This is a genomic window from Pseudochrobactrum sp. XF203, from assembly GCF_020341615.1.
GTDB lineage: Bacteria > Pseudomonadota > Alphaproteobacteria > Rhizobiales > Rhizobiaceae > Pseudochrobactrum > Pseudochrobactrum saccharolyticum.
This window is the reverse complement of sequence record NZ_CP084392.1, coordinates 1,677,811-1,698,727: the sequence shown is the minus strand read 5'-3', so window position 1 is coordinate 1,698,727 and position 20,917 is coordinate 1,677,811. Positions and strand designations below refer to the sequence as shown.

Annotated in this window: 31 protein-coding genes; 14 read left to right on the top strand and 17 right to left on the bottom strand. The window is 44.6% G+C overall.

All coding sequences use genetic code 11. From position 1 onward, the window contains the following. Window positions 1-17 precede the first annotated feature (17 nt). From LDL70_RS07655 to LDL70_RS07640, 4 genes are all read left to right on the top strand, one after another. Window positions 18-950, top strand: a complete 933-nt coding sequence (locus tag LDL70_RS07655) for an NAD-dependent epimerase/dehydratase family protein (RefSeq protein ID WP_225688229.1) — start codon at window positions 18-20, stop codon at window positions 948-950. A 477-nt stretch (window positions 951-1,427) separates the two neighbouring features. Next, entirely contained in the window at window positions 1,428-3,659 is a 2,232-nt protein-coding gene (locus tag LDL70_RS07650) for a glycosyltransferase (RefSeq protein ID WP_225688228.1), read from the top strand. 39 nt (window positions 3,660-3,698) lie between these two features. Next, on the top strand, window positions 3,699-4,604 hold the full coding sequence (locus LDL70_RS07645; protein ID WP_225688227.1) for an ABC transporter permease: 906 nt from the start codon (window positions 3,699-3,701) through the stop codon (window positions 4,602-4,604). A gap of 3 nt (window positions 4,605-4,607) precedes the next feature. Beyond that, window positions 4,608-5,348: an ABC transporter ATP-binding protein gene (locus LDL70_RS07640; protein ID WP_225688226.1), complete on the top strand. Its 741-nt coding sequence runs from the start codon at window positions 4,608-4,610 to the stop codon at window positions 5,346-5,348. 82 nt (window positions 5,349-5,430) lie between these two features. Here LDL70_RS07640 and rfbD read toward each other — a convergent pair whose 3' ends face one another. The 17 genes from rfbD to LDL70_RS07555 form a co-directional block, all read right to left on the bottom strand. Further along, complete coding sequence (gene rfbD / locus LDL70_RS07635; RefSeq protein ID WP_225688225.1) at window positions 5,431-6,300, bottom strand: dTDP-4-dehydrorhamnose reductase; 870 nt, start codon at window positions 6,298-6,300, stop codon at window positions 5,431-5,433. Window positions 6,301-6,307: 7 nt separating this feature from the next. Then, window positions 6,308-7,363, bottom strand: a complete 1,056-nt coding sequence (gene rfbB, locus LDL70_RS07630; protein ID WP_225688224.1) for a dTDP-glucose 4,6-dehydratase — start codon at window positions 7,361-7,363, stop codon at window positions 6,308-6,310. A 25-nt stretch (window positions 7,364-7,388) separates the two neighbouring features. After that, window positions 7,389-7,940: a dTDP-4-dehydrorhamnose 3,5-epimerase gene (gene rfbC, locus LDL70_RS07625; RefSeq protein WP_225688223.1), complete on the bottom strand. Its 552-nt coding sequence runs from the start codon at window positions 7,938-7,940 to the stop codon at window positions 7,389-7,391. Beyond that, on the bottom strand, window positions 7,940-8,818 hold the full coding sequence (gene rfbA, locus LDL70_RS07620; protein WP_225688222.1) for a glucose-1-phosphate thymidylyltransferase RfbA: 879 nt from the start codon (window positions 8,816-8,818) through the stop codon (window positions 7,940-7,942). Before rfbA ends, rfbC begins: the two co-directional genes overlap by 1 nt. A gap of 21 nt (window positions 8,819-8,839) precedes the next feature. Continuing rightward, on the bottom strand, window positions 8,840-9,820 hold the full coding sequence (locus LDL70_RS07615; protein WP_225688221.1) for a glycosyltransferase family 2 protein: 981 nt from the start codon (window positions 9,818-9,820) through the stop codon (window positions 8,840-8,842). A gap of 213 nt (window positions 9,821-10,033) precedes the next feature. Beyond that, a complete protein-coding gene (locus tag LDL70_RS07610) occupies window positions 10,034-11,209 on the bottom strand; it encodes a tyrosine-type recombinase/integrase (RefSeq protein WP_225688220.1) in 1,176 nt (391 codons plus the stop codon). Further along, on the bottom strand, window positions 11,181-11,423 hold the full coding sequence (locus LDL70_RS07605) for an AlpA family transcriptional regulator (protein WP_225688219.1): 243 nt from the start codon (window positions 11,421-11,423) through the stop codon (window positions 11,181-11,183). The genes LDL70_RS07610 and LDL70_RS07605 overlap by 29 nt, the downstream gene beginning before the upstream one ends. Then, the gene (locus tag LDL70_RS07600; protein WP_225688218.1) at window positions 11,420-11,803 is read right to left on the bottom strand and encodes an HNH endonuclease; all 384 of its coding nucleotides are present in this window, start codon (window positions 11,801-11,803) and stop codon (window positions 11,420-11,422) included. The genes LDL70_RS07605 and LDL70_RS07600 overlap by 4 nt, the downstream gene beginning before the upstream one ends. After that, window positions 11,800-12,012, bottom strand: coding sequence for a hypothetical protein (locus LDL70_RS07595; protein WP_225688217.1), 213 nt, complete (start codon window positions 12,010-12,012; stop codon window positions 11,800-11,802). The genes LDL70_RS07600 and LDL70_RS07595 overlap by 4 nt, the downstream gene beginning before the upstream one ends. After that, the gene (locus LDL70_RS07590) at window positions 12,009-12,404 is read right to left on the bottom strand and encodes a recombination protein NinB (RefSeq protein ID WP_225688216.1); all 396 of its coding nucleotides are present in this window, start codon (window positions 12,402-12,404) and stop codon (window positions 12,009-12,011) included. Before LDL70_RS07590 ends, LDL70_RS07595 begins: the two co-directional genes overlap by 4 nt. After that, complete coding sequence (locus LDL70_RS07585) at window positions 12,401-13,201, bottom strand: RecT family recombinase (protein ID WP_225688214.1); 801 nt, start codon at window positions 13,199-13,201, stop codon at window positions 12,401-12,403. The genes LDL70_RS07590 and LDL70_RS07585 overlap by 4 nt, the downstream gene beginning before the upstream one ends. Then, window positions 13,198-13,509 carry a hypothetical protein gene (locus tag LDL70_RS07580; RefSeq protein WP_225688212.1) on the bottom strand — a complete coding sequence of 104 codons (312 nt, stop codon included), beginning with the start codon at window positions 13,507-13,509 and terminating at the stop codon, window positions 13,198-13,200. Before LDL70_RS07580 ends, LDL70_RS07585 begins: the two co-directional genes overlap by 4 nt. Before the next feature lie 85 nt (window positions 13,510-13,594). Next, complete coding sequence (locus LDL70_RS07575; protein ID WP_220159781.1) at window positions 13,595-13,765, bottom strand: hypothetical protein; 171 nt, start codon at window positions 13,763-13,765, stop codon at window positions 13,595-13,597. Continuing rightward, on the bottom strand, window positions 13,765-14,040 hold the full coding sequence (locus LDL70_RS07570) for a hypothetical protein (protein WP_225688210.1): 276 nt from the start codon (window positions 14,038-14,040) through the stop codon (window positions 13,765-13,767). Before LDL70_RS07570 ends, LDL70_RS07575 begins: the two co-directional genes overlap by 1 nt. Before the next feature lie 397 nt (window positions 14,041-14,437). After that, window positions 14,438-14,935, bottom strand: coding sequence for a hypothetical protein (locus tag LDL70_RS07565; RefSeq protein ID WP_225688208.1), 498 nt, complete (start codon window positions 14,933-14,935; stop codon window positions 14,438-14,440). Further along, window positions 14,928-15,164 carry a hypothetical protein gene (locus LDL70_RS07560; RefSeq protein ID WP_225688206.1) on the bottom strand — a complete coding sequence of 79 codons (237 nt, stop codon included), beginning with the start codon at window positions 15,162-15,164 and terminating at the stop codon, window positions 14,928-14,930. Before LDL70_RS07560 ends, LDL70_RS07565 begins: the two co-directional genes overlap by 8 nt. Window positions 15,165-15,555: 391 nt before the next feature. Continuing rightward, the gene (locus LDL70_RS07555) at window positions 15,556-15,957 is read right to left on the bottom strand and encodes a hypothetical protein (protein ID WP_225688204.1); all 402 of its coding nucleotides are present in this window, start codon (window positions 15,955-15,957) and stop codon (window positions 15,556-15,558) included. An 86-nt stretch (window positions 15,958-16,043) separates the two neighbouring features. On the opposite strand from LDL70_RS07555, the gene LDL70_RS07550 reads away from it, so the two are divergent. From LDL70_RS07550 to LDL70_RS07505, 10 genes are read left to right on the top strand one after another with little or no spacing between them, the layout of a single operon-like run. Further along, on the top strand, window positions 16,044-16,262 hold the full coding sequence (locus LDL70_RS07550; RefSeq protein WP_225688202.1) for a hypothetical protein: 219 nt from the start codon (window positions 16,044-16,046) through the stop codon (window positions 16,260-16,262). Then, on the top strand, window positions 16,259-16,564 hold the full coding sequence (locus tag LDL70_RS07545; RefSeq protein ID WP_225688200.1) for a hypothetical protein: 306 nt from the start codon (window positions 16,259-16,261) through the stop codon (window positions 16,562-16,564). The genes LDL70_RS07550 and LDL70_RS07545 overlap by 4 nt, the downstream gene beginning before the upstream one ends. Beyond that, window positions 16,557-16,865 carry a hypothetical protein gene (locus LDL70_RS07540; protein WP_225688198.1) on the top strand — a complete coding sequence of 103 codons (309 nt, stop codon included), beginning with the start codon at window positions 16,557-16,559 and terminating at the stop codon, window positions 16,863-16,865. The genes LDL70_RS07545 and LDL70_RS07540 overlap by 8 nt, the downstream gene beginning before the upstream one ends. Before the next feature lie 48 nt (window positions 16,866-16,913). After that, window positions 16,914-17,180, top strand: coding sequence for a hypothetical protein (locus tag LDL70_RS07535; RefSeq protein ID WP_225688196.1), 267 nt, complete (start codon window positions 16,914-16,916; stop codon window positions 17,178-17,180). Then, on the top strand, window positions 17,164-17,379 hold the full coding sequence (locus LDL70_RS07530) for a hypothetical protein (protein WP_225688194.1): 216 nt from the start codon (window positions 17,164-17,166) through the stop codon (window positions 17,377-17,379). Before LDL70_RS07535 ends, LDL70_RS07530 begins: the two co-directional genes overlap by 17 nt. Then, window positions 17,376-17,558: a hypothetical protein gene (locus tag LDL70_RS07525; protein WP_225688192.1), complete on the top strand. Its 183-nt coding sequence runs from the start codon at window positions 17,376-17,378 to the stop codon at window positions 17,556-17,558. The genes LDL70_RS07530 and LDL70_RS07525 overlap by 4 nt, the downstream gene beginning before the upstream one ends. Continuing rightward, a complete protein-coding gene (locus tag LDL70_RS07520) occupies window positions 17,555-18,988 on the top strand; it encodes a DnaB-like helicase C-terminal domain-containing protein (protein WP_225688190.1) in 1,434 nt (477 codons plus the stop codon). Before LDL70_RS07525 ends, LDL70_RS07520 begins: the two co-directional genes overlap by 4 nt. Next, window positions 18,985-19,887, top strand: a complete 903-nt coding sequence (locus tag LDL70_RS07515; RefSeq protein WP_225688188.1) for a DUF1376 domain-containing protein — start codon at window positions 18,985-18,987, stop codon at window positions 19,885-19,887. The genes LDL70_RS07520 and LDL70_RS07515 overlap by 4 nt, the downstream gene beginning before the upstream one ends. Window positions 19,888-19,929: 42 nt before the next feature. Continuing rightward, window positions 19,930-20,193, top strand: a complete 264-nt coding sequence (locus tag LDL70_RS07510) for a DUF2312 domain-containing protein (protein ID WP_225688186.1) — start codon at window positions 19,930-19,932, stop codon at window positions 20,191-20,193. A gap of 10 nt (window positions 20,194-20,203) precedes the next feature. Then, window positions 20,204-20,803, top strand: coding sequence for a hypothetical protein (locus tag LDL70_RS07505; protein ID WP_225688184.1), 600 nt, complete (start codon window positions 20,204-20,206; stop codon window positions 20,801-20,803). Window positions 20,804-20,917 lie beyond the last annotated feature (114 nt).

The following is a 20,917-nucleotide window of genomic DNA, read 5'->3' as shown; positions in this document are numbered from 1 at the left end:
TAAGTAGGAGAATTGTTGTGAGGTATGTTGTTACCGGAGGTAGTGGCTTCATTGGTTTGGCGGTATCTAAGTTGCTTAAGTCATTAGGGCATGAGGTAATCATCGCATCACGTCGAGTTCATGATACTGATGGTTACGAATGGGTGGAGTTTGATAATAATCGAACAGAAACAATTTCGAATATTACATCGTTGGAGCCAGATGGAGTTTTCCATTTGGCTTGGTCTTCTATACCCTCAAGCGCCCAGCAATCACCTGGTATGGATTTCCGTACTAACTTAGCTGGAACTGCCGAATTATTTAGTGCTCTCTCTAGAGCAGACATCAGAACTGTTTTTACTTCTTCTGGGGGGACGGTGTATGGGCAGGCGAAGATTGTACCAACGCCAGAAGATCATCCTCTGGCCCCAATTTCAATGTACGGTGTAGGAAAGGTTTCTGCCGAGGTATGCGCACGCTCTTTGCAGGCGGTCTCTAATTTCGATGTTCGTATAGCTCGTATATCAAATCCTTTTGGTTCGACAAACTTGAATGGTAAAGCTCAAGGGGTGGCGTCTATTTTCGCGAGAAGGATTTTGCTAGGTGATGAAATCACCTTAATGGGCGACGGGGCTGTTGTGCGGGATTATTTGCATGTTGATGATGTCGCTTCAGCACTATTCGCAATAATGGAGGCAAATATTATTTCGAGTATTGATAATGTTTTCAATGTTGGGTCTGGTGTCGGTTTAAGTATAAATGATATTGTTGATACCATATCTCATGAGGCTGGTGTTCGTCCCAATATTAACCGCCGACCTTCACGCAATTATGATGTGAAGGTAAGTGTTCTTGATATTACTAAGGCTTATGAAACTTTTGCGTGGAGGCCCAAATACATTGGTGCAGATGGATTATCTTATTTGGTAAAGGAAATAAAAAAAGAATTATCATTGCTGAAATCAATTTAATTTAAATAATCATAAAATGAATTTTATTTTGCTGCGTTATATTTTTGTAATCTAAAATTTAATTTTATACTAAAATAAAATCTTGCTTATAGAGAAAATTTCATTTCTTGGCTTATTATAGGGGGGGGGCAGCATCGCTGATGTGTAAAAGTGATGCTCTCTTTTAACCTGTAGCCGGGAGTGTGTGCTGTTTATTATTGTGTTTAGTTTATGTATTTTTCTGCACGGCTTGCTGTGGGATTTTCATGAAAGAGGATGTATATCAAGTTGTTATGCAAGGGATGTCTCAAAGGCAAATACCTTTTGTGTATACCTAAGTTTTGATGCTGTTTCTTACCGGGTATCAAAGGTATGTTGAAATGTGACGTCTAGATACTACCGGTAGAGTGATTTGATGTCTGGTTTAGATGCTCAAGATGTTTGGTAATTATCCAGTGTATAGGGTGCGGTTTCCAGTGTGAATTGCTCTTAATTAAAATGGAGTTTGATGATTTGTGCGCTAAATTCAAAGTAAATGATGGTAACATCAATGTGCCTGATGTGCAGACAGAGCGCAAATTTATCTCAAAGGTAACTATATTAAAAAGGCTTTGGAGATCTGCAAGTAAACAGCGCGTCCGTAGAGCGTTAACATGTATTATCCGTGGTGATTTTAAATTTTTATGGCATCAAATTAATAGATTTTCTTTGATTGATAAGAATTTAGTAGAGCGTGGTATTGATCTTGAGATTGTGTTGAAAGCTTTTTCAAATAAGCATGATATATATGATCCGCTTTATCGATGTGTTGATTTGGTTGTACCTGTATATAACGGCTATGAATATTTAGAGGCATTGATTTCTAGTATAACTAAGAATACGGCTTCACCTTATCGCTTAATTGTTGTTGATGATGCTAGTCCTGATCCTCGTGTATGGCCGCTATTGCAGTCCTTGGTTTTAGTTAATGAAAATGCGATTTTATTGCGAAATGAAAAAAATTTAGGATTTGTAAAGACTGTAAATAAAGCCACTCAATACGTTGAGGGGGATTTTGTTCTTCTTAACACAGATGTTGAGGTGCCGGAATTTTGGTTGGAGCGACTAATGGAGCCTATTCGTCGTGACCGCAGTGTCGCGACAACTACTCCATTTTCGAATGCGGCTACAATATGTAGTTTTCCAAAAATGAATATCGATAACGAACTTCCATCAGGTGTCGATTTTCAAGAACTTGACTCATGTTTCAGAGCGTTAAGAACTGATTTGCCTGAGGTTGTTGCTCCTACAGGTGTTGGATTTTGTATGGGAGTTAACGGCGATATATGGCAGGAAGTCGGTGGGTTTGATGAGTTGTTTAGCCTCGGATATGGGGAGGAAAATGATTGGTGCCAGCGTGCACTTTCAAGAGGGTACCGTAATATTATTGTTCAAAATTTATTTGTTTACCACAAGCATGGAGGATCTTTCGAGACCGAAACTCGAGCAGCTTTAAGAGAAGAAAATTATAAAAAACTAATTAAGCGGTGGCCAAAATATCCAAATGAAGTCCGCTCTTTTATTGAGGCGGATCCGCTCGAGCCTGCCCGTAATATGGCTATTATGTTAGCCTATTGTAATAAAGGTCACATGCTCCCTACGTTAATTATTGATCACGAGATCGGCGGTGGGGCTAATACATATCGCCAAAAACAGGTGGAGGAACGATTGGCTCGTAATGAGCCGGTTTTTGTTTTGACGGCACCTCAACTATATGGCGCAACAGAAGAGCAGCTAACTCTGGATTTTTACTACGGTGAGTACCGTCAGCGTTATGAAATTAAAGAGTATAATTTTCTTTATGATCTGTTCAAGGTGGTTCGTTTAGGGGAAATTTTCTTTAATAATATTATTAGCTATAAGAATCCATTAAGTATGGTGCGTCTTATGATGAAGTTGAAGTCTGATACAAAAGCTCGTTTGATACTAGCTCTACATGATTTCTACATGCTTAATCCTTCTTATACATTGCTTAATACGTCTGGTGTTTACCTCGGTCTAGATAATATTGATAAAAGCTGGATCGACATTAATAACAATACTTATGCGTACAATCCGCAGAAAAATACGATTGCAGAATGGCATTCTGTGTGGGGAAGTTTAGTAGCAAGTGCTGATGAGATCTTATGTTTTTCTGATAATAGTCGGAAACATCTTTTACAGGTTTACCCAGATTGTAAGGAGTATACTTTTGTACGTCCTCATAAGTTGCCTATTAAATTTACTCAAAAGCCAAATTTAACTAATAATAAATATGTCAATATCGCAATTGTAGGTAGCATAAGTTACGCTAAGGGGGGTGGGGTTGTTGCGGAGCTGGTGCGTCTTATGGAAAAGCAAGACAAATATGCGCGTATTACTGTCGTAGGAATTATGGAGGCAGCTCCTAATCGCCCTAATCTTCATATCACTGGACCTTATCAAGCTGAAAATTTACCTCGAATTTTGGAGGAGAACGACATTAATGTGTGTTTGTTGCCATCGATCTGTCCTGAAACTTTCTCATATGTAGCTGAAGAGTTAATGGCTTTGGGGGTGCCACTTGTATGTTTTGACATTGGAGCGCCAGCTGAAAGAGTTGCGCAATATGAAAAAGGTCACGTGGTAAATGGGGTAACTGCAGTAAATGCCCTGGAAGGTATTAGGGTGCTGCTTGAGCGTTTGAATATTTGTAGCAGCAAAGCTAATTGAGTAATATTTGCGCAAACTTTGTAGGGTGCGGTATTAGTGTTGTTAAGTGGCGCAAGCTGTGAAGACAATGTTAAAAATAATATGGATATGAGTATGGGCTTGGGATTATTAGATAAAGATGGCGCGAATATCTCGTCATTAGCGCAACCAAAAAGTGGCTTTAAAGTCGCACTTAAGGATATTGGTGAGGCTTTTGAAAAATATCGCTTGGCTTTAATCTTTGGCTGGCAGGATGTTGCTCAGCGCTATAGACGATCGCGAGTGGGGGCCTTTTGGCTTACTCTTAATATGGCCGTCTTTATTGGCGCCTTGGGGCTTATATTTGGTACGATTTTTCAATCTAATATGCAAGAGTTTCTGCCGTACTTATGTGCGGGTATTATTGTTTGGACTTTTATATCAACCGCATTAACCGAAGGATGCGTTACTTTTAGTTCTTCTGATGGAATGATACTGCAAGTTAAAATGCCGCTATTTATACATATTATGCGATCATTATGGCGCAATATAATAATATTTGGACATAATATTGTTATATTTCCTGCGCTTTTAATTATTGTAGGTGGTGGAGTAAATTTTAATATTGCTTGGATACTGCCGGGATTTTTACTGCTTTGCATTAATTTAGCATGGATGATGCTGGTTCTCGCTGTTGTTTGTGCTCGTTTTCGGGATATGACACAAGTCACAGCTAATATATTACAGGTTTTATTTTATGCTACTCCAATTATGTGGATGATAAAGATTTTACCTCCTCACGTGTCGAAGAATTTTATTAACTGGAACCCTTTTTATCATTTAATTGAGTTGATAAGGTCACCTCTATTGGGGGCATCCCCAACAGGTTTAAATTGGGGTGTGGCAGCTGTTATGGCGGTGATAGGTTGGATTGCGGCAATTGCATTTTTTGGTAAATACCGTTGGCGCGTAGCATATTGGTTGTAGGTTATGAGTTTAATTCATCTGCAAAATGTAAGTGTCGAATTTCCTATTTATAACTCGACAAGTCGATCACTTAAGAATCGTGTGCTCAGTATAGCTACAGGAGGTAAAATTGAGCGACGTACAGATCGTTTGGTCATCGTGCGAGGGCTTGATGATGTGTCCATGACGTTCAAGGATGGTGATCGTATAGGTTTGATCGGACATAATGGTTCGGGGAAAACGACATTATTACGAGTACTTTCCGGTATTTATACGCCTACTCATGGTTGCTCAGTAATTGAAGGGGATTGTGTTTCATTGATTAATATCAATCTTGGAATTGACCCTGATGCAACAGGCCGTGAAAATATACGTCTCCGTTCAGCTATGATGGGTTTGAACCCAGCTGAAATTGCCAGTAAAATTGATTTAATATCGGATTTTTCAGGGTTAGGTGAGTTTCTTGATGTGCCATTTAGGACGTATTCTACGGGTATGCAGTTGAGATTGGCCTTTGCAGCTTCAACTTCTGTACGACCCGAAATACTTATTATGGATGAATGGTTGTCGACTGGAGATGAAGACTTTAAAGAGCGTGCCAATAAACGCATGGTTGATTTAGTAGATTCTACTAAAATATTGGTGCTTGCAAGTCATTCTCGGGAACTGTTGGAAAAAAACTGTAATAGAATAATATGGCTTGAGCATGGACGGGTAAGGATGGATGGTGCTCCAGGTGAAGTTTTATCAGCTTATTTTGGATAGGACCACCTAAAATTTATCCAAGGTTCTTATTTTTGAGCCTTGGATAAATGATGTATAAATTTTTTAGCAGAAGTGTTGTTCTTTAGTTTTGTGTATTTTTTAATTGATCAATTACAAGGCGCGTAGAAGATTTCCAATCCTGAATATCTAAAGAGAATGCTTGTTTTAATTTTTTATTGGAGAGTCTGGAGTTTTGAGGGCGTTGTGCTTTAGAGGGGTAGTCAGTGCTATTAATTGGGTGAATGATTGCTTTGTATTTCGCAATTTTTATTATATAACTTGCCCACTCAAACCATGTGGTTTCTAAATCATCAACTAAATGATAGATACCCCAATCTTTAAAGTTCCCTTTACTAACTGATTGGCAAACTTTTAAAATCGTAGCCGCAATATTTTCTGCTGAAGTTGGATTGCCATGTTGATCTGAAACCACTTTGATTTCATCTCGTTCACGACCTAACCTTAATATAGTTTTCAAAAAATTATTACCATAAGGGCTATACACCCAAGCCGTCCTTAGGATTATATGCTTAGAGTTATGTTTTTGAACTAGATATTCACCCTGGAGTTTGCTGGCTCCATAAATTGTTGTGGGGTTAGGTTGGTCGGTTTCAGAATATAATCCAAATTTCCGACCATCAAAAACGTAGTCCGTTGATAGGTGTATGATGGGGATATTAAGTTTAGCTGCTGCTGCTGAGACTGCACCGGCGCCGTTTGCGTTTACAGTATATGCGAGTTCAGGCTCATCTTCAGCCTTGTCGACAGCAGTATAAGCTGCTGCAGATATAATGAAGTCTGGTTTGACAGCAGCCAAAGCAGAAAAAATAGTCTCAGGAATAGCTAGGTCGAGATCTGGTCGTCCTAGAGCAATAACTTCATGGTCTTCATCTGCTAATGCAAGCAGACTCTGAACAACCTGGCCATTTTTGCCTGTTACCGCGATTTTCATATTGATCTTATGCCTGCCCTAAACGTTCCCCGGTATATGTTTTTTCTCTGATTGGTCGCCACCACCATTCATTTTCAAGATACCATAGAATGGTTTTTTCTAATCCAGTTTCAAAAGTTACAGTGGGCTTCCAGCCAAGATCAGCTTCAATTTTGCTAGCATCTATTGCATAGCGTCGGTCATGCCCTGGTCGATCAGTTACAAAGCGGATTAGTTCGCGATAATTTTTTCCATTGGTCCTGGGTCTTTGATTGTCCAGTATGTCGCAAATGGTTTCAACGACAGAAAGATTTGTGCGCTCTTCACGACCACCGATATTGTAGCTTTCGCCAATAGCACCTCTTGACATAACGAGTGCTAGAGCCTCAGCATGATCCTCCACAAATAACCAATCTCTTACATTCTTTCCTTCGCCATATATTGGTAGTTCTCGCTCGTGTAGAGCATTGAGAATAACCAATGGAATAAGCTTTTCAGGGAAATGAAACGGCCCATAGTTATTTGAACAGTTGGATAGTACCACTGGCAAACCGTAGGTTTCATGCCAAGCTCGTACAAAATGATCTGACGCTGCTTTTGAGGCGGAGTATGGTGATGAAGGAGCGTAAGGAGTAGCTTCCGTAAAAATTCCTTCATCAAATGGAAGGTCTCCAAAAACTTCATCGGTAGAAATATGATGGAAGCGAAATGTTTCTTGTTGTTCGGCTGGAAGTCCGCGCCAGTAAGATAATGCCGCACTCAACATGCGAAATGTACCGATAACATTTGTTTCAACAAAGGCTGCGGGACCATCAATTGATCTATCAACATGGCTTTCTGCTGCCAAGTGCATGACTTTATCAATGTTCTCATCTTTTAAAATAGAAAGTATTTTATTTTCATCACAAATGTCTACGCAATAATGCTTATAATTTGCCGCTTTCTCAAGATCTCGTAGCGATTGTAAATTGCCAGCATAAGTCAGCTTGTCTACGTTTATAACGTTATTTTCGGGGTTTTGTGCTAATAAGCGGCAAACAGCTGAGCCAATAAATCCTGCTCCACCGGTAACTAAAATATTCATTATAATTAAGCTCCGCTAATCCCGATTATTCAAATACCTGAGCAGACTGCAAAAATGGCGCCGCTGTATCTTTGTCTGAGAGTTGATAATTCACATCCAGTATTGGCCATTTAATAGCTAAATCTGGATCGTCGTAACGAATATTACGATCGCATTCTTGAGAGTAATAGTCGCTAACCTTATAGGCTACAATGGTATGTTCCTCTAGAGTGACAAAACCATGAGCGAAGCCCTTAGGTATCAGAATCTGATTGCCTTGTTCTGCAGTTAGCTCAAGTGCGACCCACTTCCCGAATGTGCTAGACCCTTGTCGGATATCCACAGCAACATCATAAACTCGTCCTTTAAGAACACGTACAAGTTTGTCCTGAGCGTACGGCTCAAGTTGATAGTGCAGACCTCTTAATACACCTTTTCGGACTGAATAAGACTGGTTGTCCTGAACAAACTCCATAGAGATGCCATAAGGCTCCAATTTTTGTTTGTTGTAGGTCTCCGTAAAATACCCACGGTCATCACCAAAGCGTGTAGGTATAATTTCGAATACACCTAGTCCTAATTCATTTACTTCCAACATTAAAGAGATCCTTGAACCACACGGCGCTTGAGGTATTCTGCATATTCAGTTTTGCCGAGTTTGGCAGCGCGTTCTAAAACCTTTTCAGATTGCAGCCAGCCCATTTCAAAACCGATCTCTTCTGGGCAAGCAATCTTCATGCCTTGTCGATGCTCGATAGTGCGTACGAACGATGAGGCTTCGTGGAGGCTGGCGTGTGTACCTGTGTCAAGCCATGCATAACCGCGGCCCAGTCTTTGTACGCGTAATTTTCCTTGCTCCATGTAAATATTATTTACTGTCGTAATTTCTAATTCACCTCGTTCAGAAGGCTTAATGCTTGCTGCAATGTTTACAATATCATTGTCGTAAAAATATAGACCCGTCACGGCCCAATTTGATTTTGGTGATGCTGGTTTTTCTTCAATGGAATGGGCAATACCAGTTTTACCATCAAAAGCGACTACGCCGTATCGTTCAGGATCGTCAACATGATAGGCAAAGACTGTTGCTCCGGATTCCTGAAGAATAGCATCTTTGCAAAGCTTAGGTAAATCTACGCCATAATAGATATTATCACCGAGTATCATCGCAACAGAGTCATTGCCTATGAACTCACGACCAATAATAAAGGCTTCAGCTAAGCCATTTGGTTGGGCTTGTTCTGCATAAGATAATTCAATACCAAACTCTGAGCCGTTACCGAGAAGTTCTTTAAAAACAGGAAGATCTCTAGGCGTGGAGATAATCAAGATCTCTCTTATTCCCGCTAGCATTAAAGTACTAAGCGGATAATAAATCATTGGCTTGTCATAAACCGGTAGTATCTGCTTTGATACAGCCAGCGTGAGAGGATAGAGCCGAGTACCGCTTCCCCCGGCTAGAATTATTCCCTTCAATTCAATCTCCTGTACAAACACTCATAATTTGCCGATTAGTGCTGTCACATATAATATAATATTTGGGACACGCGTTTGACGTTTTATGTCATTTCGAAACAAAAACAATAGTCGGTTTATTAAAATATCTTTACGAGCTATTTTGAATTCATTTACTAAGTTAATGTTGTGAATAAGTAATAAATCTTGGCATTTCTCTAAAGATTCTAGATTTATATCTATCCAATTAGAAAAATCACCATTTAACAATGCACTCAATCTACGCTTAATCGAGTGAATACCATTATTACGTCCAAAAACATTATTTCCATGCTGACGATAATCAATACTTGGCACAGGATCATAAAGCACAGTTCCACCCGCCCCAGAAATCAGTTGATAGCACCACCAGTCGTGACTAAAAAAGTGTGTTCTTTGGGCACTCTCTCTGACTAAGTTGAAAGCTGCTGCATTAAGCACTATCGTGTTGCCACCAGCGATACTTTGTACCAATGCGTTTTCAAAGCTGGGTTTTTTTCTGAATAAAGGAGAGTAACCAATCGGTTTCGACTCCCTATCAACCAATCTAGATCGAGAGCCGTACATTACCTGGGTATCATCGTCCAATTGACTCAAATGTTCCATTGCTTTTGCTAGTTTATCAGTATGCCAAATATCATCCTGATCGCTAAAAGCTACATAACCTTGATTGTCATTGAGAGATAAAATTAGGTGGCGAAAGTTGTCAGCATATCCCGTTCCTGGCCCCTGAATTATCTTAAAACTCCCCTTTGGCCAGTTTTTTTGCCATTTCTGCAGTATTGGAAGCGTTTCATCTGTTGAGCCATCATCGCTGACAATCAGATCTATATTATGCTGCGTTTGTTCAAGAAACGAAGTTAGTTGCTCTTCTAAAAACTTGGCTCCATTATATGTTGCCAGCAGAATAGTGACCTTAAAATTTAACAAAATAATTCTCTTGAAATCAATATTGCATCTGAACTCATGATCACAAAAAGCCATTTATGTGGCTAGTTCCTCCATACTGTTAGTATGTTTTCATTGCTCTTTCTAGCCTTATAAAGTGAGGGAGTTGAAGTTAAATTAATAAAGATTATCAAAACCCTTGTTGAAAGGTGAGGGGAAGTTATAAAACTGTTTAATAATGCGGTTGTCTCTTCGGGCGAGGCCTCCAACTGCCACACTGTGGCAGTATAAGTAGCTGAAATAGCTCATTTATTTTTCCTTGTTTTTATCGCGGAACTCCTCACCCGAATTTGGGTGTGGCAGAACGCTGTCTAAACTTCCCCAATCGATCTTCGCAACGGCCTGTCTTGCCAGCTTCGAGCGTTGAGCGCTTCTGGTATAGATTTTGGATGTTTTGCTGTCCTTCCATCCAAACATTCCCTCAAGCATCAGGTCTGTTGCTTCATTCTCAGCAATGTTCGTCGCCAAGCCTTTGCGAACGCTATGTGCAGTCAAGTGCGGTAGCCCTGCTTGTGTGAACCAGTCCGAGATTCGATTGCCAAGACCTTTAATGCTGAATGGCTTTCCGTGGTCAGTGGTTACATAGGTTTCAGTATCTGCAGGGTGCATATTCAGTACTGTATCGAGAATTGGATGCACCGGTAAATCCAATATAACTGGATTGCGGTTACGGTTTTTGAATACACGCAGACTTATGATATCGCCGCGTCTGTGGCGTGGTCCCATGAATGCCAGATCAGAGACGCGAACACCGGTGTACATAAGGATGGTCAAGGCTAATACAGCCTTTGATTTTACACCGTGCTTCGTGATGTATTTGGCGATGTCGTCTGAATGTAGGGTAGCGTGCCCCTCGGTCTTTTTCCTGAATGATTTCACTAGCTTTGCGTGGTTTTGTTTAACCAGTTTGGGAATTCCTGCTTCAAATATCTGGCGCAGGATTTTCAAACGCTCATCAGCAGCGAAAGGCGTGTCTTTCTTGCGGTCGCGCAATACTTCAATATTGCTCACATCAAGCTCACTGGCCGGCATATTGGCAAATATAAGGGGGCTGTTCGGCGAGAGCTTTTCCAGCAGCATACTGTCAATGATTGCCCGCCGTTTGGCCTGTGTGGTTTTATCCAGTGTCTTGAAAGAGGTCGACTGCAGATAATTGATGCACAGGTGATGGAATGTGCCCAGGCGTGGTGCGTCTGATGCGCTATATGCTTTTTGATTGACGGTTCCGTCTTCGATGCCGTTTCGTATGCGCCAGTACTCAGTTGTAAACTCCGGGCTTTCAGGATTGTCCGGCAGGCGGGCAATGCGCTTTCCTTCAAAGCGGTAATAATAGCGAACTTTATGATGCCGTGAGACATTGCGCTCGATGTAAGGCAGGTTGAGTTTTGTCATGGTTTCAGGTGGATGCACGCCATTGCGACGCATCAGTCTCCTGTCTCTCTGCGGTCGGCCATTCGTTCATTGCTGCATCAATCTCGGTTACACGCCAGAACTTGCGGGAATGCCAGACACGAGGTTGTGGCAGTGCGCCTTCTTTGACCATAGCATCGACAGTATTCGGAGCGACACCTAGTGCCAGCGCAACTTCTGACCGGTTGAGGCCAAGGCGTGGGATGTTCTTTGAAGTGATAGATTTCATTCCCGACCTCCTTGTGCTGCGGTTGCATCCCCTGCGGGTACAAACATCGCACGTGGTGGCAATGTTTTAGTAGATCTCGTCTTTGGTCGTTTCCGGCCTGCTAATGCAGACTTTGGTCGTACTGCGCCGCTGGCCTTGTCACGCTGCCGGTCTGACTTGCGAATGGCCTTGATATCTCCGGACGTCTTTTCAACATGGCAGACACGGCAGAGCAGGCGGCCATTGGCAACTGTTGCTTCGCCACCAAGAGCGCAAGGCAGAATATGATCGACTTCGCCTTCACCGGTTTTCAGTATGGCAGTGCATTTTTCACACTTGCCGTTTGCACGGGCGATGATCTTTGCCTTGTCCTTACGAGAGAACTCCATGCGCTTGCTCATGACTGAACCTCATTGAAGTTGAGGGTTGACAAAGCTGCAGCCAGTTCATCAGCCAGAATATCGGAGATCCGATCATTCAATCGTTTTTGACGATTGGCTAGCACTTCGGGAGCGTTCATCAGGTCAGTTGTTGAGCGGATATGAGCAAGTGCCAGCTTTTTGCTGCGTCGAAACTCATAAGGAGCGGTAAGGGGAACTGTCTGTATCATGCTGCTCTCCTTTCATCATTGAAAACCACACTGTTCTCAGCACCCCATGCCGACATGAATTCAATCAGATCGGTCATTTCTTGCTTGCTGAGATCGGATGATGATTGCCCATATGGAATGAAGCCATGGCCATCGAGCGTCGGCAGTAGCCGCATTTCACGGCCACAAGCATGCATGAAAATGACTTTCCATTCGTCAGTTGTGTAATCTGTGCCGCGCTTACGCATGACTGCCGCGATATCCGTTAGCATTGCCCACATGCGGTCATTTTGTGGCGTGGTGCGCTTTGGCATTTTGAACTCAATACGCATGCCTCGTGGTGCTTTGCGTAGCCAGTTGATGGCCTTTTGAACCGTCAGGTCATTATGGAGTATGAGTGTCCATCTGCTCATGCTGCGGCTCCTGTATCGATTGCAGCAAGGCAGCGCTCTTTGATTTTAAGAGCGACGTCCTGTGCATGATCATCACCTTCAAGAACTGATAGCGGGTCGTGTGACGACCAGATATCCTCGAGTGTTTCAATGTCGCCGGCCACAGAGAGTGCTTCTTCGAGCTCGGTTAGGAAAGCTGTGCTATCGAATGGAACAGTTGGGGCTTCATGATCGGTCGACATCGTTGGTGGCGGAGCCATAACCACTGCGTGAGTAATGACTTCTGGCGAACGCTCAGCTTCATCCGGATCAATGATCCCTGCAAAGCCGAAAGCGTAACGAGCACATTGAATTGCAGCTTTGTGACGAAGCATACGCTTTGGCCACTTTTGCCATGGCTCTGTTGGTCGCTTACATTCATCCATATATTCGGTTACGACTGTCGGACGATTGCGGTCTTTGCGGTAGATGGAGCATTTGACGGCGATCAGATTACGCTTGTCGTCAAACTCATCCTCAAAATCGATGCCGTCACATTGCGGGTGTGAGTTGATCAGATTGAACCAGCCATCCACGCCAACGATCGGCTGGACGCCGCCACCCTTCTTGGGGAAGGCGTAAATCTCGCGGGTGATCGGATTGAGCCCGTATTCCTTGGCCACCATCAGAAACGCTGCAAACTCTTCATTGCTTGCGGTGTTCGGTATGCAAGTGGCTTTAACGGTATCTGCGAAAGCCTTAGGCTCCATCCCGTACTGAGAGGCCATAGAGGTAATCAGTGATTGTTTGGCTGCAGGAATAGTTGTGACTTGTGTCATGCTGCTTTCTCCGGCCATTTTTCATTGGCGTGCCAGTAGGCATATTCGTGATAGGTGATTGGATATTTAGCGACATACGGCCATGCCTGATCGATCTCGACTGGTTGGCCAGCTATCTCTGCTTTGAAAGCGCCGTCAGGCTCTTTCCAGATGGCTGCTGCAATGAACGGGCGCTTGATTGGCGCCAGATCTTTGTTTAGACCGCGCCGGTCACGGATTTTGAAGTACCCACACTGAGGTTCTCCTTCGTGAATAGGCATTTGCCGGCCGTCGAGCAGATTGCTCCACCATTGATAATCCGCATTCACGTCAAAGCTCCGATATAGATGACCATGACTGTTACGAAGATGATGATGGAGACGAGGGCGCAGAGATCCTGAATAATGCCTTCCATTATGCAGCCTTTCTGCGCTGAGAGAGTTTCGTAACGGATGAAGCTTGGACTGACGCCATGGCGGTCTTGTCGTAATCACGCACGACTTGGACAACTCGCTCGAGTGCGAGTTTGGTGTTGCCTTCATCCCAATAGGCGTTCCAGACGAGTGTCATGAGTTCCTCATCCATTACGCAGCCCTCGGAAACTGAACTTCTTCATCTTCAATGAGACGTGTTAGGAGATCATCGTCGCGCTCAGCTTTGTCCGCGATCATGTGAACGAGAAACTGCGATGCGCTTTCGCCTTTGGACAGGTTTGCGCCGTCAACATAGACCGCGTTCACTTCAAGAACCGGCTCGCCGTTATCCCAGATCAGGGACACATCGACTTCACATTCAAAATCCTGAAACAGTGTCATGCCGAGAGCTTTATCGCTCAGATCGGTGCAAAACGGGTATCGCATGTTTCTCTCCATCGGTTAGCGGATCGGCGTTTGCTTCTTCGCGCTGTTGATGGATACAATATACACGCTTCTGCGTGCATTACAATAGAATAAACGCAATAGCGTGTATTTTAAATTACTCTACACCCCAGCCATGCTAGAATCAGGGCAGCAAAAAGCCCGCGCAGGGCGGGCTGGGTGAGGGTGGCAATTTGAGAGATGCGACTGAAACCGTGATGATAATGGTTGCTACCTATTAACTACTTTAAAACATCAAATATATAACATCGCCGGCATATGCGTTTGGCACATCAGTCTTGGGGGTGGTGCTGTATCTCTGGCTGGAGTTACGCGATGAAAACGTAAAAGAAAAACACCTGAATGACATAGAAGAAACCCCGCCAAAGCGGGGTTATCATTAAGCGTGGACGTACACCTTGTTGTTGCTAGCTTTGCGTACGGTGTTGGCTTTATGTGATACTTCCGTTACTGTTTTAGGGATGTTTTGCTGTGCAATAACCACACGTATCAATGACCCAAAAAATGGCGACTTAGCCGTAACAGCTGTAAACCAGAGATAATGAAGATCTAGATGTTCTTTGGTTAGATGATCACTAATCCTATTTGGGCGCACCTTATTTTCAGGTTTTTTCTTCTTTTTATCAATCAAGATTTGTAAGAAAACCATAGCAGTTTCATGTCTATTAATCGTCGATACCATATCGTCGATAAAATCAATATCGCCACTACTTAGTTTTTCGTTCTCAAGCAGGGAGTTTGCCTGAGTGTTAAACTGTTTGACTGAATCCACGTATTGCTGGTGTTGATATTTGTAAAATTTAATTAGCCAAAGGCCAAAGCGAAGCAGACTATAGCTGACGGTTATCATCAGCAGAGCTGCGATCCATTCAAGCATTGTCCTTCTCCTGTTTTTTTAAGGCTATTAGCCTTGCCTTAAGTTCAGCTTCTCTTTCGAGTAGTTCAACATTATCTCTGCGTCTCTGCGACATAGCACTCGATATAGCTGTTATATAGGCAGGCCCATAATGGAGTAAAAGAACTGAAATGGCAAATATCGCCACAAGCCATGGCCTGTTGCCTATCGCACTTAATATAGCATCAATCGCTTTTTCCATATCGCTCATTTACCATCAGTAGGCAGTTAAAGCAGATTTATCCGATTCCCATCAGTTCATCCACAACCCTATATCCCTTCATTTATAGTTCCAAAATCCCCCACCACCACATCTAGCGTATCCTTAACCATCCATTAAAAATCTGTTCGCTTATGTCAATTTGTTCTTGATATGTTCTAATTTTGTGGAATGATAAGCGCTTGCGGGAAACGAGATTCTTGCAAGTGCAGTTAGCGTATTGTGAGAGGTTGCCCACGGAGTTGGTGAATGATTAAGTTTGCTCGCATCCAAAAAGGAAAAGAAGCCGACAAGCTGGAGTTGCTACGCGTAGCTACGCTCAATGGCGGTCTACTGGCGGCTATGAGGAAGGTCGATTTCCAAGCTAAGGAGCTAGCTGAATCTATGGCTTTGGCCCACGGCGGGGAGTGGCGAGCTCAAGTTGATCATCAGAGGATGACTGTTCTTGTTTGGAAGACTGACGATTGATGACTGTGTCGATCACGGAGAACACAACTTCCACGCCGCGCTGATCCAATCCTTCAATCCGATGCAGAGTTTGAAGTATCTCTTTATCCCCGCGGATAGGCGATTTGTCTTGATCGCCACCCCACAGTACATAGCCCAGGTTTAAGCCAAGCTCCGCTGCAAGTTTAAGAACTTTATCAATGCTGGGCGATTTATCAGTATTACGCAGTTCGTTAACTGTATTCACGCCAAGACCAACCGCCAAGCTGATCGCTCGGTCGGAACGCGGATCTTCATCTACAGCCTTTAAAAGGCGAGTTTTCCAGTTTTCTTCCATGAGTCATTTTTATCATATGCACGAAAAAGCGTGTGCACGTAGTTGCGTGTATTGTGTATGCACGCGATTGCGTGTATATCGTAATTATGAGTAAGAAACTTCTCGATGAAATCGAAACCTTTCTATCTGAAACCAGCACCGGCGCTTTCCGATTTGGAATTAAAGCGTCCAAGAACGGGCGTTTGGTTGAAAGACTTCGCGCAGGCGGCAGGGTTTGGCCTGAAACGGAAAATGAAATTCGCACGTTTATGCGAATTGAAAGAGCCAAATCTCGTCAATCGAAGAAAAAGGATCGCGCAGCATGAGCCACGCGACCCCATTCATCAGTTTCATATCACCGGTCACTTTCCCCGCCGGTGAGGCCGAGGCGGCTCTTTGCCCCCGCTTGATCGTCTCGGCCATCAATTCCCGTCCTTTGGCGGTGTATCTGCACATGTCTGTTTTTGTACAAAATGCGCAGAGCAATCTTTCCCACTGGCTCCATGCACTGGTTGCTCCTGTTTCGTTTGTCCGTCGCAAGGTTAAACGTAGCAAAGGAGCCACCCATGAACGTGGGAATATCATCCAAGAACGTGGATTTTTCAGCCAAGGAGCCGACGATGACTGATGTCGATATGGCCGCTTCTCTGCTGGACGAAATCATTGGTCAGCGCGGAGTTCGCGAAACGATCAAGTCCATGCTGGAACGGGCGTATTCCGATTTGAGTAAGCGCAACGGTGCATGGACGCGCCGCAGAGTGAGGGCTGTCTTCAACAAAGAAGCTAGCAGGATTGAAAACCGAGAAATCGAAGAAATGAAGGCAATCCTCGATGGGAGAAAAAGACAAGCCGCATATCGCGCCGAAACCGCCCGTATTGCTGCGATGGCTGTCATTCAGCCGGCGGCACAAGATCGCCGTCAGTTTTAGAACTTGGGCTGCAGGTGCAGCTGAATGGATTTGCCCGGAGTTGAGAGAATGACAGAGGAATTGAAAATGCCCCGCTTCACCAAGCCGGTTCTTTCTCGTCTAGAGGGGGGGGCAACGCTAGTGCGTGAACATTCACAAGAAATTCGCGCCGTCGAAAAGGGCGGCGGGTACGTCTATTTTACATTGCCTGACTGCCGAACAGTACCGGTTATCGTTGGCCGCTGGCTGATTGATAGTGGTCTTTTGCAGCCTGCTGGCGATGATCTGTTTGGCGGCTCTCAAACTTATCGGGTGCCGTATGACGGAAACTCTTAACCTGCGCACGATGAGAACGATTGCGGAAGGTGAAATTCAGTCACTACGCGATTTCATATTGCTTCACCGCCGCAAGAAGACTCGCGGTGAGGCGTGGTTCATTCAACAAGAGCAGATTTTGCAGCATCGCCGTCAGGTTGTGACTTTGATTGATACTGAAATCACCAGCCGCCGTGAGCGCGAAAGTGAGGCAGCATGAAACCCGTACTGATGTCAGTCACTACAGATGAGTTTATTCTCTGGCAAGCTTATGTCGATGCGAAAGCAAAGGCTGACCGAACAGGTGTATTTTCCGACGCTGTTGAAGCCAAACGATGCCTGAAAGCTTTCTATTGTTATGAAAGCCCCATCATTCAGCAGAACTTGGGTGCACTATGACGCTTGCACTGAACCAGTCAGATTTTGTCGTTGAAATTGAACAAGAGGTTCTTGGCTCGCTGATGCTGGGCGGCTTTGGCCGTGTGGCATCTATGCTGGAAGCCAGACATTTCATTGAGCCCGTTCATCAGCATATCTATCAGGCCATCGCTTCGGCTCATGAGCGTTTTAATTCCGCTCGCCCGGATATTGTCGTGAAACTGCTGCCAGAGCCTGTCAGAGAAGCTCATGAGCAGTCTACAGGGCTAGGCATATCGAATTATCTGGCTCGCATGGCTACTTCATCCGTGCTTGGCTCTGCCAATATCGAAAAGAGCGCCAAGCAGGTTATTGAACAAGCCGCACGACTGGCTCTGGCTGATCAAGCAGAAAGCCTGAGTACCGCTGCCCGTGACCCTAATTCTAATCCGGCTGAGCTTGTTACCAAAGCTGGCGTGATTTTTGACGATATCGTTTCAGATCTACGTCGAGGTTCCAAGCGAAAGTCGCAGGTGTCTGTATCTCACGCAGCATCGAATGCTATTATTGCAGCTGAAATCGCCATGGCGACTGGCACCGGCATCACTGGCTTGTCGTGGGGATTGTCGGATATCAATCATGTGACCGGCGGCATTCATAAGCGCGATCTGACGCTGATTGGTGCGCGCCCATCTATGGGAAAAACTTCCGTCGCAATGTCCGTTGCCTGCAAACTTGCGAAGCAGGGACATGGTGTTGGCTTCATTTCGCTTGAGATGGATGCTGAGAAGCTAGCCGCCAGAGCTGTGTCGGATCTGGCCTATGACGACAATATCCGTATTCCTTATCAGGATTTAGTCACAGGTCGATTATCGCAGCCAGACCTCTATGCATTGAAGCGCGTTCAGAAAGAAATGGACGGCTTGCCGCTGCTGATTGAAGAACAGTCGGGGCTTTCTATTTCAGATATCCGCGTCAAACTTGAAGTGATGCTGGAAGCCTCTGAAAAGGCCGGTCACGCTCTTGATTGCCTGATGATTGATCACCTTGGACTTATCCGTGCGAGTAATCGTTATTCCGGCAACCGCACAAATGAAATTGCGGAAATGACCGGTGCGCTCAAATCTATGGCGCGCGAGTACGATATCTCTGTTGTACTTCTTTCGCAGCTCAATCGTGCCGTTGAGCAGCAAGCCGATAAGCGCCCTCAGCTGTCTGCATTACGTGATAGCGGCGCTATCGAGCAGGATGCCGATACAATCATCTTTCTTTACCGCGAGGCTTATTACCTCGAGCGTGAAAAGCATGATGACGTTGATAAGGAAATCGCCCGCCAGGACAGGCTTGCAGAAGTAAAAAACAAGCTTGAATTTCACATTGCAAAGCAGCGCAACGGACCGGTCACACAGGTTGATCTTTTTATCGATGTCGCTTGTTCTGCTGTCAGAAACGCAGCGAGGTATGAAGCATGAATGGCCTCCCATATTACAAGGCATATCCACGCGATTTTATCGAGGGCACTATCGGCATGGATTTCGAAACGAAGGCTGCTTATCGACTGGTGCTTGATCTGATTTACATGCAGGGAGGCAGCCTCCCTGACGATGCTCGTTACATATCCGGCCTGCTTGGATGCACAATTCGGAAGTGGAATTCCTTGCGCGGCGCTCTTGTATCTATGGGCAAGATAATCGTGAATGGCGAGTTTCTGACAAATGAACGTGCAATTATCGAGCTCGAAACTCTGAGAAAACTTCAGGATAAACAGGCTGAAAATCGTTCTCGTCCTAATAAAATCAAAGAGTTAAAATCACCACGGTTCGACCATTCAGAATCAGAACCAAAAGAAGCTAAAGCTTCTAACGCGCATGTGCGCGAGGCTGCTGCTGATCTTTCTCAAAAGCAAAATGTTGACCTCAGGGATTTAACGAAAAAGCTGACGGAAGCGGCGGACGGTAAAATCCAGCCGCATGGCTCACTGGTTGTCGGAACTATCTTGGAGCTGATCAACAATGGTGTTGATCTGAAAGCGGATATTCTACCGACAATCCGCGCTGTTGCGTCCCGAATGTCTAAACCAGCCAATTCCTGGGCATATTTCGTCGGCGCAATCCGTGATGCCTACAATAACCGGATCAAAGCCGGTGTGGGATTGGCGAAGCCTGCAACTGTGACCAAGCTTGATGTTTTCGCGCTGCCGCAGGCTGAACAGGAACGCAAGCTTGAGTTTTTCCTTGAGCAAGCAAGGCTGCATCGACGCTGGAACCCGCGGCTTGGCGCTTTGCCATGGCAAGACGGTTGCCGCATCCCTGAGCATCTTCTTAAGCCCGATGATGGCAAGGGCTGGCAGATTATCGGTGTAGCAGCTTGATAATTTTAATCGCAATTTATTCAATCAGGTAGGAGCAGTAAGATGAGTGACGACATTACAGGCGACAGCGCACAAGCGATAGCAGCCGGACAGTTACGTGCTTTCATCGAGCGTATTGAACGTCTTGAAGAAGAAAAGAGCACTATCAGTGAGGACATCAAGGAAGTGTTCGCGGAGCTGAAAGGTTCAGGCTTTGACACCAAAGCTGTTCGCGCAATCATCAGGGCTCGTAAGAAAGAGACACATGAGCGTCAGGAAGAAGAAGCGATGATCCAGATTTATATGGATGCGTTGGGGATGGCGTAAGGGATATAGCATGACAGCATACAGCAAAGCAGAGAAGCTGAGAGCAAAGCGTGGCAGGCCGTCACTGCCGGCAGTAGCTCGGGAAGCTAACGGGCGCAAATCACGCCGGAAAACAACTGTAGCCCTAAGGCTTGTCGAAACTGAGAAAGAGGTGAAATCTGTGGCTGTTGCAAACCGTATGAAGATGGGGTTGTCCGCGAAAGTTGCCGGCACTCAGGAAGCAGGATCTGTGCTGGGGCGGCTGCATCTGCTTAATCCGGATGAAATCACCAGAGCGCAATTCGAGGCCGGTATGCGTATGGCCGGGGATTATGCGCGATACTATGCTTTGACAGGTATTCCGTTCCCGAGCGTCAAGGCAATGGATATCGCCCGTGTACGTGGATTAGGTAATGCAGACAGACCTGATGCCGCACGAGTTGCAACAAACCGCGTTATGAAGATTGAGATGGCTTTGGGACTGGTGGATCTCGCTGGAAAACCAGTGACATCCGTTACCAAAAAGGTCTGTGTTTTGGATGAGGGCGAGGGAATGCAGATGCCGCATATGATAGGTTATCTCAAGCGTGGTCTGCTCGCATTGGTTGAGCATTATGAAATATGCGCATGAACATAGAGTGACTCATTCATGAACTTGACGAGAACATGAATAAATGTCATCGTTTATAGCATAGGAGAATTCTGATTTGAGAGGCAGCTTAAAGGCTGCCTTTTTTGATTTATA

Excerpts from the sequence above, each read along its gene's own strand:
- LDL70_RS07650 (WP_225688228.1), top strand. The coding sequence starts at position 1,428 with ATGGAGTTTGATGATTTGTGCGCTAAATTCAAAGTAAATGATGGTAAC.
- LDL70_RS07640 (WP_225688226.1), top strand. The coding sequence starts at position 4,608 with ATGAGTTTAATTCATCTGCAAAATGTAAGTGTCGAATTTCCTATTTAT.
- rfbD (WP_225688225.1), bottom strand. The coding sequence starts at position 6,300 with ATGAAAATCGCGGTAACAGGCAAAAATGGCCAGGTTGTTCAGAGTCTG.
- rfbB (WP_225688224.1), bottom strand. The coding sequence starts at position 7,363 with ATGAATATTTTAGTTACCGGTGGAGCAGGATTTATTGGCTCAGCTGTT.
- rfbC (WP_225688223.1), bottom strand. The coding sequence starts at position 7,940 with ATGTTGGAAGTAAATGAATTAGGACTAGGTGTATTCGAAATTATACCT.
- LDL70_RS07615 (WP_225688221.1), bottom strand. The coding sequence starts at position 9,820 with ATGGCTTTTTGTGATCATGAGTTCAGATGCAATATTGATTTCAAGAGA.
- LDL70_RS07610 (WP_225688220.1), bottom strand. The coding sequence starts at position 11,209 with ATGCGTCGCAATGGCGTGCATCCACCTGAAACCATGACAAAACTCAAC.
- LDL70_RS07605 (WP_225688219.1), bottom strand. The coding sequence starts at position 11,423 with ATGAAATCTATCACTTCAAAGAACATCCCACGCCTTGGCCTCAACCGG.
- LDL70_RS07600 (WP_225688218.1), bottom strand. The coding sequence starts at position 11,803 with ATGAGCAAGCGCATGGAGTTCTCTCGTAAGGACAAGGCAAAGATCATC.
- LDL70_RS07595 (WP_225688217.1), bottom strand. The coding sequence starts at position 12,012 with ATGATACAGACAGTTCCCCTTACCGCTCCTTATGAGTTTCGACGCAGC.
- LDL70_RS07590 (WP_225688216.1), bottom strand. The coding sequence starts at position 12,404 with ATGAGCAGATGGACACTCATACTCCATAATGACCTGACGGTTCAAAAG.
- LDL70_RS07585 (WP_225688214.1), bottom strand. The coding sequence starts at position 13,201 with ATGACACAAGTCACAACTATTCCTGCAGCCAAACAATCACTGATTACC.
- LDL70_RS07575 (WP_220159781.1), bottom strand. The coding sequence starts at position 13,765 with ATGGATGAGGAACTCATGACACTCGTCTGGAACGCCTATTGGGATGAA.
- LDL70_RS07570 (WP_225688210.1), bottom strand. The coding sequence starts at position 14,040 with ATGCGATACCCGTTTTGCACCGATCTGAGCGATAAAGCTCTCGGCATG.
- LDL70_RS07565 (WP_225688208.1), bottom strand. The coding sequence starts at position 14,935 with ATGCTTGAATGGATCGCAGCTCTGCTGATGATAACCGTCAGCTATAGT.
- LDL70_RS07560 (WP_225688206.1), bottom strand. The coding sequence starts at position 15,164 with ATGAGCGATATGGAAAAAGCGATTGATGCTATATTAAGTGCGATAGGC.
- LDL70_RS07555 (WP_225688204.1), bottom strand. The coding sequence starts at position 15,957 with ATGGAAGAAAACTGGAAAACTCGCCTTTTAAAGGCTGTAGATGAAGAT.
- LDL70_RS07550 (WP_225688202.1), top strand. The coding sequence starts at position 16,044 with ATGAGTAAGAAACTTCTCGATGAAATCGAAACCTTTCTATCTGAAACC.
- LDL70_RS07545 (WP_225688200.1), top strand. The coding sequence starts at position 16,259 with ATGAGCCACGCGACCCCATTCATCAGTTTCATATCACCGGTCACTTTC.
- LDL70_RS07540 (WP_225688198.1), top strand. The coding sequence starts at position 16,557 with ATGACTGATGTCGATATGGCCGCTTCTCTGCTGGACGAAATCATTGGT.
- LDL70_RS07535 (WP_225688196.1), top strand. The coding sequence starts at position 16,914 with ATGACAGAGGAATTGAAAATGCCCCGCTTCACCAAGCCGGTTCTTTCT.
- LDL70_RS07530 (WP_225688194.1), top strand. The coding sequence starts at position 17,164 with ATGACGGAAACTCTTAACCTGCGCACGATGAGAACGATTGCGGAAGGT.
- LDL70_RS07525 (WP_225688192.1), top strand. The coding sequence starts at position 17,376 with ATGAAACCCGTACTGATGTCAGTCACTACAGATGAGTTTATTCTCTGG.
- LDL70_RS07520 (WP_225688190.1), top strand. The coding sequence starts at position 17,555 with ATGACGCTTGCACTGAACCAGTCAGATTTTGTCGTTGAAATTGAACAA.
- LDL70_RS07515 (WP_225688188.1), top strand. The coding sequence starts at position 18,985 with ATGAATGGCCTCCCATATTACAAGGCATATCCACGCGATTTTATCGAG.
- LDL70_RS07510 (WP_225688186.1), top strand. The coding sequence starts at position 19,930 with ATGAGTGACGACATTACAGGCGACAGCGCACAAGCGATAGCAGCCGGA.
- LDL70_RS07505 (WP_225688184.1), top strand. The coding sequence starts at position 20,204 with ATGACAGCATACAGCAAAGCAGAGAAGCTGAGAGCAAAGCGTGGCAGG.